Genomic DNA, 12,470 nt, shown 5'->3' with positions numbered 1-12,470 from the left:
CAAAGTTATTGGTTGACGAAAATATAACAAATTAGGTAAAATATAAATAAAAATAAGAAAGGAAACTGAAAGAGATTCAGCGAGGTAAAGGCATGAAAAAATATGGATTTGGTGTAGATGTAGGGGGAACTACTTGCAAAATTGGTCTGTTTGATATGAGCGGTGTGATTCTTGAAAAATGGGAGATCAAAACAAATACAGAGAATAACGGAGCATCTATATTGGATGATGTTGCAGCATCTGTACTTGGTAAGATGGAAGAAAAGAATATTGATAAAGAAGATGTTCAGGGAATTGGACTTGGCGTGCCTGGACCGGTTGACAATGAAGGTGTAGTACATAAATGCGTAAATCTTGGCTGGGATGTTGTAAATGTTGAGAAAGAACTGGAAGAGAAGACAGGGCTTCTTGTAAAGGCAGGAAATGATGCGAATGTAGCTGCGCTCGGTGAGATGTGGCAAGGTGGCGGTAAAGGATATCAGAATGTTGTCATGGTCACACTTGGAACAGGTGTTGGCGGTGGAATCATCGTTGGCGGTAAAATTATTGCAGGAGCTAATGGAGCCGGAGGGGAGCTTGGCCATATCCATATGGATGATGAGGAAACAGAATGCTGTGGTTGTGGAAGAAAAGGTTGTCTGGAACAGTATGCATCTGCTACAGGAATTGTACGTATGGCAAAGAAGAAGCTTCAGACTGAAACAAGAACAACAAAATTGACAGCTTTTGATCCATTAACAGCAAAAGATATTTTTGATGTAGCAAAAGAAGGAGATGAAGTAGCGTTAGAGCTGGTAGACAAGCTTTGTACAGTGCTTGGAACTGCTTTGGCAAATGTAGCCGGTGTAGTAGACCCAGAGGTTTTTGTAATCGGTGGAGGTGTTTCAAGAGCGGGAGACATTCTTATTGAAGGAATCCAGAAAAAATATTCTGAAATAGTATTCCAGGCATGTCGTGAGACAAAAGTGACACTTGCAACACTTGGAAATGATGCAGGTATGTATGGATGTGTTAAATTATTATTCTAAAATTATAAAGAATTTTAAATGATATAAGATAATAAAAAATGGTAGATAACACTTCAAAAAGTGTTGCCTACCATTTTTTATCTCAGTCGAGAAGACTCCCACCTCTTCAGGTGGTGATTCTTCTCGACTGAGATAAACGCTCCGCGAGGATGCGCAGTGATTCTGATAGGAATATGTCAGCTTCGCTGACCAGAATCACGCGCCAAGTCTCACAGACGTTCGACTTGATTGTATCAGTCAAAGCAAGTATCAATTGTGGCAGAGATTACAATAACTGAATGCCATGTTCTCTTGCACATTGAAGGACTTCTTCAGGCCAGATAGAAGACTGGACTTCACCGATATGTGCTTTTCTTAAGTAATACATACAAATACGTGACTGTCCGATACCGCCACCGACAGTGTAAGGAAGCTCTTTGTTAAGAAGCGATTTCTGGAATGGAAGTTTGGCGCGATCCTCGCAATCTGCAAGTTTAAGCTGTCTGGCAAGTGAATCTTCATCAACACGAATTCCCATAGAAGAAAGCTCTAATGCAATATCCAAAACAGGATAATAAACGATGATGTCACCATTTAAGTCCCAGTCATCATAGTCAGGAGCACGTCCATCGTGTTTTTCTCCTGAAGCAAGTTCTTTACCGATTTGAGAGATAAATACCGCTTTTTTTGCTTTTGCAATCAGATATTCACGTTGTTTTGGTGTTTTGTCAGGATACATATCTTCTAATTCCTGAGAAGTTACAAAGAAAATATCATCAGGCAATAATGGCTCAATGTAGTTATAACGTCTGGAAATATAGTTTTCTGTTTCTTTTAATGCACTGAATACTTTTCTTACTGTATATTCCAAGGTTTCTGTGTTACGTTCTTCTTTGGAAATGACTTTTTCCCAATCCCATTGATCGACATAAATAGAATGAATATTATCAGTATCCTCATCACGACGAATGGCACTCATGTCAGTGTAGAGTCCTTCTCCGGAATGAAAATTATAATGCTTTAATGCATATCGTTTCCATTTGGCCAGTGAATGAACGATTTCGGCAGGTGCATCGTCCTGCTCTTTGATACCGAAAGAAACAGGTCTTTCTACTCCATTTAAGTTATCATTCAGTCCGGATTCCGGGCGGACAAATAATGGGGCGGAAACACGTGTCAAATGCAAGGATTTCGCAAGTGCACGTTCAAAATAGTCTTTTACTTCTTTGATAGCAACTTCTGTCTCACGAATTGTAAGAGGAGACGAGTAGCCTTCAGGAATTGTTAAATGTTCCATACTTTAAACTCCTTTATCTATGATTATAAGAGACGATTAAAAATTCAACTCTTATGAAAGAATATACCTATTGTACTGATTCTTAAAAAAAAAGTCAATAAATGTGTTTCAAGTACATTTTTATAAATAATAGAAATGCTAATAGAAATCGGATAATACAAGACAGAAAAAATAAAAAGAAAAACAATAGAAAACTGACAATTAAATAAAAATATAAAATAAAACAGAAAATATGTTGACAAAAACGAAAATGAATGTTAATATAAAGTCAACAAAAAGAACTGAACGAATACAATTGAACAGACAAAAACATCTGAAAGAGTGATAAATAAATCTTATTAGCTAAGATAAAAGAAAAGTAAAAAATCATTGAAAGAGATGGAAAAAGGTCTTCTTCAAAAAATATTCAGTAAGTTCCACTTATGAAGGATTCTCGATATTGGGTGAGAAGAGATAGAGAAAGATCATAATGACGAGAAAGTTATGAGAGAAGTAAAATCTATTTCGAACGTGATTCTCATCAGAGAACGAATCGTAAGAATAGAAAAGAATAGGAGGTATAGACCACCAGCATATTAAATGAATAAAAAATTACATATAAAGTAAGGGCTGATATGAATCGGATGAATAATCGTATCGGCTCTTACTTTTTGCTTTTTTATACGATAGGAAATGCTTTTTGAGGTTTTTAAACAGAAAAAATTTTTTCGTGTACATCTTGTGAACTTCGTTTGATTTACTTGTATAACAATGTAAAAATTGATAAAATAAGAATAGTATCAAAAGAAAAAGATACAGAAACATACGGGGAACTATAAGTATAAAAGAGGAGAGATTAAGATGGACATAAGTACAATAGCTGATCAAGTATATCAATATCTTAAAAGTGTAAATTCAGATACAGTGAATCAGGTTGTAAGTGAAAACATGATGATTGCGCTGATTGTTACAACTGTGATAGGTATATTTTTAAGTATGTTTGGTTTAAAACTGATTCGTTTGTGGAGTGCACTTCTTGGACTTGTTGCAGGTGCCGGAATTGGTTTTGCTGTGACAGAATTAGCAGGATTAGAACCGATGATTGTGGTAGGAGCAACCATTGGAGGCGGAATTGTATTGGCATTTCTGGCAGGATTTTTTTATCGTTTTGGAATATTTTTGATGGCACTTCTGACAGGAACTTACATTGCAATCCTGTTCGTGAATCCACAGGATTGGATTTTCCTGGGTGTATGTCTGGCAATTGGCCTTGTCATCGCATTACTGGCATTGAAGTTTGTAGAACCAATCATGATTGTTGTGACAAGTATACTCGGTGGAGTGCTCGCAGGGGATGCAATTGCTACATTGGCGGAGTTTGATAATCCAATTTTCGGATACGGAATCATGGTACTGGTTGCAATTGTCGGTGGTATAATTCAATTCACACTGGAATCCGGTAAGCGTAAAAAGAAGAATTTGAAAAAAGCAGCTGAGATAAGAGAACAGAATTCTACAGAGAATGAGGTAGAAAAAGCAAGAGCTATGTTCGATGATGCCATTTTGTTAGATGACGAGCCGGACGATAAGTCAGATGATAAACCGGATGACAAGCCGAAGAAAGAACCAGACTTGAGTTATCTGGATGAAATCGATTTGGATGACGAAGAATATGAAGATGAAGAAGAAAGTGATTATGTTGACGGCTACAATCCAGACGATTATACAGATTTAGATGATCTGGAAGATGATGATGATTTTATTATTATTACAGATGATGATAAGTAATACAACTGTACTGCATAGATAGCAGACAGTAAGAAAAGGCAAAGGGGATGCTTCGTATGAAAATTGATATGCACTGCCATGTAAAAGAAGGCTCTGTTGACAGTAGGGTTAGCGTAGAAGAATATATTACGATCTTAAAAGAAAAAGGATTTCAGGGAATGGTCATAACAGACCATAACACGTATAACGGATATCGTTATTGGAAAGAACATATCAAAGGAAAACGACACACAGATTTTGTAGTGTTAAAAGGAATTGAGTATGATACGAGGGATGCAGGACATATTCTTGTGATTATGCCGGAAGGTGTGAAGATGAAGCTTCTGGAGCTTCGTGGAATGCCGGCACCGGTGCTGATCGATTTGGTACATCGTAATGGAGGTGTATTGGGACCGGCACATCCATGTGGTGAAAAGTATTTAAGCTTTACGAATACAAAACGTTTTTACAAGTCCCCGGAATTGATGAAACGATTTGATTTTGTCGAGGCATTTAATTGCTGTGAGTCTCCCGAGTCGAATGATGGTGCAATGAAGCTTGCGGAAAAATATGGAAAAGTGAAAGTGGGCGGAAGTGATTCCCATAAGACAGATTGTATTGGAAAAGCATATACTATTTTACCTGAGCCTGTAACATGTGAAACAGAATTGATTTCTATGATTCACAAAAAGACAAAATTTCAGGTTGGTGGTACATTCTATACGAAGACAACAAAAGAAAAGATGGGAAAGATCAATAAGATTCTGGCATATTCATTCTGGGTTTATAATAAGAGTGGGGAGCTCTTAAGGAGGCATGGAAGGAATTCCAAGATGGAAGAGGAGAATCCGTTTGATCCGATTGATCCAATTGAATTATACTTGCAAGGCAAGGAATAATACAGATAAAAAAGATGACATGTTCTCGGGCGTGTCATCTTTTTGGTTATGAGGAATTATTCGTCAGAAGCTGTTTTCTTGCGATATGCCCCCGGAGTAGTGTGATATTTTCTTCGAAACAATCTATTAAAATAAGAAAGATTATCAAATCCGGAAAGAGATGCAACTGTAAGGATTGATTCATCGGAAGATACAAGCTGGCGTGCGGCAATGGTGAGTCGGTAATCATTTAAATATTCAATAAATCCCATTCCCATATGCGATTTGAAAAATTTCATAAAATGCGATTTACTATAATGAGTTAGGTCAGCCATATCATCAATGGTAGTTGGTTCATCGTAATGTTCTTCTACATATTTTAAAATCATTTTCAATTTGTCCAGTGATTTTGAACGGGCACTTGAAATATTTTTTTTACTTATCTGGTTAGATATAAGAAGGTACATGAGTTGAAAAAGTCTTCCTTTTACAGCTAATTGATATCCTTTGGGGCGTATATCACACAACTGATCGATTTCCCGGATGCAGGATGCGATTCCTGAATAATAAGGAAGCGCAGGAGTAAAAAATGTTTCAGTTCGAATGTGGTTGTTTAAAAGTGGAAGAATAAACTGCTGTGCACATAAATCTTGCTCTCCGCTTATTAACATGGCAGGATCAAGAAGAATATTTTCATATTCCATGCGGAAATGTTCTTTTTGTTCTATAGAATGCAATTGCCCCGGGCGTACAAATACAATATCACCGGCGGAGACTAATTGAGAATGGAAATCTACAGATATGGTCCCACATCCTTTCGTGATTACGATAAATTCCAGTTCTTCATGCCAATGAAGCGGAACCTGATTAAAATCTACAGGAATACAGCAGAGATAAGTGTTGTAAGGAAATTCTATGTTAGTATGCGATTTTGATTCATGATAATTTTGATATTCATTCATATTCATAATAGAGCTCCTTTCATTTTGCAAAAAATGTTATCAAAAGTAAAAGATTGGATTGTTAAAAACTATCATTTGTAAAATTGATAGTATTGTACTATAAAATAAGAGCATTTTGCAAGAAAAATAAATATAATCATATTAAAATACATATAGAAAATGAAAACAAGCAAATGTTTGAAAGGAGAATCACATTTATGAAGATTCAGGAATTATTGCAGCAGAAACTTGGAAAATCAGTGGATACAGCTTCAAATACAGAAATTTATTATGCACTTTTAAGTATTGTGCAGGAAATGGCAAAAGAAAAAGAAGCTCCGGCTACAAAGAAAAAAATTTATTATATTTCAGCAGAGTTTTTGATTGGAAAATTGCTTTCTAATAACATGATTAACCTTGGGATTTATGACGAAGTAAGAGAGCTGCTTGCAGCAAATGGAAAAGATATTTGCGAGATTGAAGAAGTAGAGCCAGAACCATCTCTTGGAAACGGCGGACTTGGAAGACTGGCAGCATGTTTTCTTGATTCAATCGCAACTTTGGGAATTAGTGGAGATGGAATTGGGCTGAATTATCATTTAGGATTATTCAAACAGGAATTTGAAGACGAATTGCAGAAAGCAGTGCCAAATCCATGGATTGAAAAAGAAAGCTGGCTTACAAAAACAGATGTGACATATCCGGTTACATTTGGTGATTTGAAATTACAGTCAAGAATGTATGACATTGAAGTTACAGGATACAATAATCAGACAAATAAACTTCATTTATTTGATATAGATTCCGTAGATGAAACAATCGTAAAAGATGGAATTACATTTAACAAAGAAGATATTGCAAAGAATCTGACATTATTCTTATATCCTGATGACAGTGATGATAATGGTCGTCTTCTCCGTATTTATCAGCAGTATTTCATGGTAAGCAATGGTGCACAGCTGATTTTGGACGAGTGTGTTGCCCGTGGATGCAATTTACATGATTTAGCAGACTATGCAGTAATCCAGATTAATGATACACATCCGACAATGGTAATTCCAGAATTAATCCGTTTGTTAGTAGAGCGTGGAATTGCAATGGATGAGGCAATTGAAATTGTATCAAACACATGTGCATATACAAATCATACAATTCTTGCAGAGGCATTGGAAAAATGGCCAATCGCTTACTTGAACAAAGTTGTACCACAGCTTGTTCCGATCATTGAAATTTTAGATGATAAAGTAAGAAGAAAATTTGATGATGAAAGAGTTGTGATTATAGATAAAAATGATGTAGTTCATATGGCACATATTGATATTCATTATGGATTTAGTGTAAACGGAGTTGCATCTTTGCATACAGCGATCCTCAAAGAGACAGAATTGAATCCATTTTACCAGATTTATCCAGAAAAATTTAATAATAAGACAAATGGAATTACATTCCGTCGCTGGTTGATTCACTGCAATCCAGGACTGACAGAACTGCTTGATAAGGTGATTGGAAAAGAGTATCGAAATGATGCAAACGGGCTGGAAAAATTACTGGCATATAAAGAAGATGCAAATGTATTAGACCAGTTACTTGAAGTGAAAAAAGAAAATAAAAAAGCACTTTGCGAATATTTGAAGAAAACCCAGGGTGTAGAATTAAATCCAGAGTCAATTTTTGATATTCAGATCAAACGTCTGCATGAGTACAAACGTCAGCAGATGAATGCACTGTATATAATCCATAAATATCTGGAAATTAAAGCAGGGAAAAAACCATCTACACCAATTACAGTTATTTTTGGGGCAAAAGCAGCTCCTGCATATGTTATTGCAAAAGATATTATTCATTTGATTTTATGTCTTCAGGAATTGATCAACAATGATCCAGAAGTAAGTCCATATCTGAAGGTTGTTATGGTAGAAAACTACAACGTGACAAAAGCAGAAAAACTGATTCCGGCTTGTGATATTTCTGAACAGATTTCACTGGCATCAAAAGAGGCAAGTGGAACAGGTAATATGAAATTTATGTTAAATGGAGCACTGACACTTGGAACAGAAGACGGGGCAAATGTGGAAATCCATGAGCTTGTTGGAGACGATAACATTTTTGTATTTGGTGCTTCAAGTGAAGAAGTTATTGAACACTATGCAAAAGCTGATTATGTGTCAAAGAAATTCTATGAGGAAGATGCGGACATCAAGGCAGCAGTAGACTTTATCACATCAGAGCAATTACTTGCAATCGGACATGAAGAGAATTTGACAAGATTGAAAAATGAGTTGTTAAATAAAGACTGGTTTATGACACTTCTTGATTTCAAAGCTTATGCAGCAAAGAAGGAAGAAGCATTGAAAGCGTATGAAGATCGTAAAGCATGGGCCGAGAAGATGGTAGTAAATATCTCAAAAGCAGGATATTTCTCATCTGACCGTACAATTGCAGAGTATAACAATGATATTTGGCATGTACAGTAAATTATATTGTTTGTAAAATAAACAGAAGCAAGAAAGAAAAGAGGAAACAAAATGCGAGAAAGTGGAGTGTTATTACCAATATTTTCTCTTCCGTCAAAATATGGGATCGGTTGTTTTTCAAAAGAAGCATATACTTTTGTGGATCAGTTGAAAGAAGCAGGACAAAAAAAGTGGCAGATTCTGCCACTTGGTCCTACGGGATATGGCGACTCTCCGTACCAGTCTTTTTCAACATTTGCGGGAAATCCATATTTTATTGATCTGGAAAGTCTGATCAAAGAAGGTCTGTTGACGAAGGATGAATGCGATGCAGCAGATTTTGGAAACAAGGCTGATGAAATCGATTATGAAAAAATGTATTTTAATCGTTTTAAACTGCTTCGAAAAGCGTATGAACGTTTTAGCCCGGATAAGGAATATGAAAAATTTATAAAAGAAAATGAAGAATGGCTGACAGATTACTGTTTGTACATGGCAATTAAAGATTGGCAAGGTGGAGTAAGTTGGATTGAGTGGGAGGAAGGTTATCGTAACCGTCTTCCAGAGTATATGAAAAAAGCCGAAGAAGAATTGAAAGATGAAATCGGATTTTATCAGTTCCAGCAATATAAATTTGCATGTCAATGGAAGAAACTACATGATTATGCCAATGAAAAAGGAATTGAAATTATTGGAGATATTCCAATTTATGTTGCGTTTGACAGTGCAGACACTTGGGCAAATCCAAAATTATTCCAGTTTGATGAAGAAAATCTTCCAACAGCAGTAGCAGGATGCCCACCGGATGGGTTCTCAGCCACAGGACAGCTGTGGGGAAATCCGTTATATAATTGGGAATATCACAAAGAGACAGGGTATACATGGTGGTTGGAACGAATTGCACATTGTTTCCGGTTATACGATGTAGTACGAATTGATCATTTTCGTGGATTTGATGAGTACTATGCAATTCCTTATGGAAGTAAAACAGCAGAGAATGGTTGCTGGCAGCCGGGACCGGGAATGGATCTGTTCAATACAATCAATGAAAAGCTTGGCGAATTAAAAATTATTGCAGAGGATCTTGGCTTTTTGACAGATTCGGTATTGCAGTTATTGAAAGACTCTGGATATCCGGGAATGAAGGTGCTTCAGTTCGCGTTTGATTCCAGAGAGTCTGGGAATTATCTCCCTCATACGTATCCGAAAAATTGTGTTGTATATACAGGAACACATGACAATACTACTACAAGAGCATGGTATCATGACGTGTCGAAAGAATGTAGAACTTATGCAAAAGAATATTTGCATAAGCCGGCATTAGATGAAGATACTCTTTCATGGGATTTTATTGCAATGGCAATGGGAAGTGTTGCAGATTTATGTGTGATTCCAATGCAGGATTACCTCTGTCTTGATGAGCGTGCAAGAATCAATACGCCATCTACACTAGGTGGAAACTGGGTATGGAGAATGGATAAAGATGCGTTGACAGATGAACTTGTAGAGCAGATGAAACAAATGACAGTGTTATATGGAAGATAAGATATTTTCTTAAATGTAGAAATCAATAGGATTATTTCATAAAAAAGACAGGAAGCAATTAATTTGCATCCTGTCTTTTTTGAGACAATACACATTATCGTTTCCAGCGTTTCTTTAATACTTCAAGAGATTCTTTGTGCTGACGAGATTCCATTTTCGGAAATGCGTTCATCAGACGGCGGGAAATACGACCCGGTTTATCCGTTGATTCATGATAACGAGTGTGAAGAGATGCGATTCTGCTGCGCAGTTCTTCGCTGATTTCCTGTGAACGTTCGCGGGCATCCAAAGCACGTTCCTTTAATTCAAAAGCAGTTCCTTGTGTTTTTTCTTTCAATCCAGAAGCAGTATCCTGCATTTTTTCTTTAAACTCATCGGTAGCAGTAGCAAGTTTTTCTTTTGAGGCTTCTTGTCTATCCATAGCACGGATTGTCTTTTCAAAAATTTCTTGACCAATCTGCTCAGAAATTTCATGCATCTCAGCAGCAATTTTCTCCATAGCGGCCAGACGACGATTAAATTTAAATATTGTAGAAGCTGTCACATATAAGTCTGCGATTAAAGTGATTCCAAGTATTATAATTAATATAATTCCGACAATTGTTGGGATGAACGCAAGCAAATCATGAACAAGCGGCTGTATAAAATAAATAATAAACAGACATGCAAATCCCCATACAATAGAAAATAACAGACATACATATCCGCCGATGTTTAATGGCATATCAGAATAATCCCACCATTTATTATGAAAAATTTTATCCATAGCCCATCCGGTAACTCCTTCCAATACTGTTACCAGGACGACGGAGAGAATATAGAGAACAATAATATCTGATTTATAAGGAGTTAGAATGGTTATAACAGCGGTAACTCCGACTCCATAAATAGGACAGATCGGACCATTTAAGAATCCTCGGTTTACAAAGTGATGTGTTTTAAAGGCTGCGAAACCAACTTCAGTACACCAGCCTAAAAACCCATATACAAAAAAGTATAGTAATATAAAATAAATTGACATTGATGATAGCATGAAAACTCCTCCTTATTTATTAGTATGTAATCTCATGAAGAAAGAGTCCATGAGAAGGACAACGTTTAGAAACAGTATCTTCTCCAGAAAAAATTAATGGAATGGAAGATGCGTTTCGGCTGCCGAGTCCTATTTCTAATAACGTTTCTGTTAAGTAAAGTGGCATTTGATGTAGAAAATCATTTCCTTTTAGAAGAAAAAGAAAATCAGCATCAGATGGCTGTTCACACTTTAGAAGTAAATCTTTCGGAATATGAAATCCATTGAAAATTTCGATGGAAAGCAAATCTTTTTCGGTTGATTTTTTTGTCTTTCCAGAAGAAAAATGCTTGAAATCATGTCTTCCAAGCAATTGTTCTGAGGCATGCTGCATAGCATTAAAATCTAATGTATCCGGCAGGTGGTACTTGTATTTTCTTGTAAATACATCTGCAACCGGTGCACAGTTTACACGATAAAGATAAGTGATTGTTTGTGCATTTAATGAAGCATGAAAACGTTCAGAAACCTCTTCGGCAGAAATAATAGCAATATCTTGTGGAAGATAATGGTTTAATTCTTGCTTTAATTTTAATGCAGATAATGTAGTGTTTGTCTTAAAATTTACAATTTGTGCATCAGCGTGCACATTTGTGTCTGTTTTGGCACCTGCAAATAAGGTGGTTTCTTCATCAGTGATTCGAGAAATCACTTCTGTAAGTTTTCCGGAGATGGTATTAGAATTTCCTTTCTTCCCAGGTTTCTGCCATCCTTGATAGCGCGTGCCATCATATTGAATCGTTAATTTTATGTTTTTCATAAGCAATCCTCTTTTCATATGTACTTTATATGATACATGAAAGGAAATAAATTTACCAGATAAAATAAATTGTATCTTATGTAAAACATAAAAAAGAATACTTTCAAACAAGAGAGTAAAGCGTTACAATGAGACTAATTGCAAAAAAATATGTGAAAAAGTTGGAGGAAAATGTAAAAGTGCGTGAACAAAGACGGATGGAAGAATCTCGAGTTGAGACGGTATATATTGTTCGTCCGAATCATTTGAATGCAGCAGGAAGATTATTTGGGGGAATGTTGGTTCAATGGATTGATGAAGCAGCAGGTATTGTGGCGATGCGTCATACAAGAGAAAATTGTATTACAGCATCCATCGATAATCTGAAATTTATAAGAGGTGCATATCTGGGGGAACATGTTGTTATTATCGGACGAGTGACTTATGTTGGGAATACTTCGATGGAAGTGCGTGTGGATACATATGTGGAAGATAAACAAGGAATGAGACGCCCAATTAACAGAGCATATCTGACAATGGTAGCGTTAGATGAAAATGATCATCCAATTCAGGTTCCAGAGCTGATTATTGAGACAGAAGAACAAAGAGGCGAATGGGAGGCTGCACAAAAGCGACGCGAGATGCGGGAACTCAGAAGAAAAGAAGGATTTTAGAACTAAAAAAGATGCAGACGATAATGTCCGCATCTTTTTTTATATATTAGGAAAGTGCTTTCCTAATATATAAAAATCGCTCCGCTATGGATGCGCACTGCGGCGTACAATGTAGGTG

10 protein-coding genes are annotated in these 12,470 nt (G+C 36.4%); 6 read left to right on the top strand and 4 right to left on the bottom strand.

Features of this window, described 5'->3' with window-relative positions; translation table 11 throughout:
* The first annotated feature begins 92 nt into the window (after nt 1-92).
* The gene (locus tag H8S40_RS09910) at nt 93-1,028 is read left to right on the top strand and encodes an ROK family glucokinase (protein ID WP_117989527.1); all 936 of its coding nucleotides are present in this window, start codon (nt 93-95) and stop codon (nt 1,026-1,028) included.
* A gap of 265 nt (nt 1,029-1,293) precedes the next feature.
* Here H8S40_RS09910 and asnA read toward each other — a convergent pair whose 3' ends face one another.
* Nucleotides 1,294-2,304, bottom strand: coding sequence for an aspartate--ammonia ligase (asnA, locus tag H8S40_RS09905; RefSeq protein ID WP_118723922.1), 1,011 nt, complete (start codon nt 2,302-2,304; stop codon nt 1,294-1,296).
* 840 nt (nt 2,305-3,144) lie between these two features.
* Between asnA and H8S40_RS09900 the strand changes: the two genes are divergently transcribed.
* Both H8S40_RS09900 and H8S40_RS09895 read left to right on the top strand, forming a co-directional pair.
* Complete coding sequence (locus H8S40_RS09900) at nt 3,145-4,071, top strand: TM7S3/TM198-like domain-containing protein (RefSeq protein WP_118737069.1); 927 nt, start codon at nt 3,145-3,147, stop codon at nt 4,069-4,071.
* Between the two features lie 56 nt (nt 4,072-4,127).
* A complete protein-coding gene (locus H8S40_RS09895; protein WP_022074761.1) occupies nt 4,128-4,949 on the top strand; it encodes a PHP domain-containing protein in 822 nt (273 codons plus the stop codon).
* A gap of 56 nt (nt 4,950-5,005) precedes the next feature.
* On the opposite strand, the gene H8S40_RS09890 is transcribed toward H8S40_RS09895, so the two are convergent.
* A complete protein-coding gene (locus H8S40_RS09890) occupies nt 5,006-5,896 on the bottom strand; it encodes a helix-turn-helix transcriptional regulator (protein ID WP_186865169.1) in 891 nt (296 codons plus the stop codon).
* 191 nt (nt 5,897-6,087) lie between these two features.
* Here H8S40_RS09890 and H8S40_RS09885 point away from each other — a divergent pair, with 191 nt between their 5' ends.
* Together H8S40_RS09885 and malQ are read left to right on the top strand one after the other, a co-directional pair.
* Entirely contained in the window at nt 6,088-8,343 is a 2,256-nt protein-coding gene (locus H8S40_RS09885; protein WP_118737070.1) for a glycogen/starch/alpha-glucan phosphorylase, read from the top strand.
* Between the two features lie 51 nt (nt 8,344-8,394).
* Nucleotides 8,395-9,867 carry a 4-alpha-glucanotransferase gene (gene malQ / locus H8S40_RS09880; RefSeq protein ID WP_118687708.1) on the top strand — a complete coding sequence of 491 codons (1,473 nt, stop codon included), beginning with the start codon at nt 8,395-8,397 and terminating at the stop codon, nt 9,865-9,867.
* Between the two features lie 94 nt (nt 9,868-9,961).
* Here malQ and H8S40_RS09875 read toward each other — a convergent pair whose 3' ends face one another.
* Nucleotides 9,962-10,900: a putative ABC transporter permease gene (locus tag H8S40_RS09875; RefSeq protein WP_366482439.1), complete on the bottom strand. Its 939-nt coding sequence runs from the start codon at nt 10,898-10,900 to the stop codon at nt 9,962-9,964.
* A gap of 19 nt (nt 10,901-10,919) precedes the next feature.
* A complete protein-coding gene (locus H8S40_RS09870) occupies nt 10,920-11,699 on the bottom strand; it encodes a tRNA pseudouridine synthase A (RefSeq protein WP_186865168.1) in 780 nt (259 codons plus the stop codon).
* A 128-nt stretch (nt 11,700-11,827) separates the two neighbouring features.
* Here H8S40_RS09870 and H8S40_RS09865 point away from each other — a divergent pair, with 128 nt between their 5' ends.
* The gene (locus H8S40_RS09865; protein WP_186865167.1) at nt 11,828-12,352 is read left to right on the top strand and encodes an acyl-CoA thioesterase; all 525 of its coding nucleotides are present in this window, start codon (nt 11,828-11,830) and stop codon (nt 12,350-12,352) included.
* Nucleotides 12,353-12,470: the final 118 nt, after the last annotated feature.

Origin of the sequence: Ruminococcus hominis (assembly GCF_014287355.1) — a bacterium.
In the GTDB taxonomy this organism is placed as follows: Bacteria; Bacillota; Clostridia; order Lachnospirales; family Lachnospiraceae; genus Schaedlerella; species Schaedlerella hominis.
Note: the sequence above shows the minus strand (reverse complement) of the source record. Positions and strands in the feature narration are given on the sequence as shown.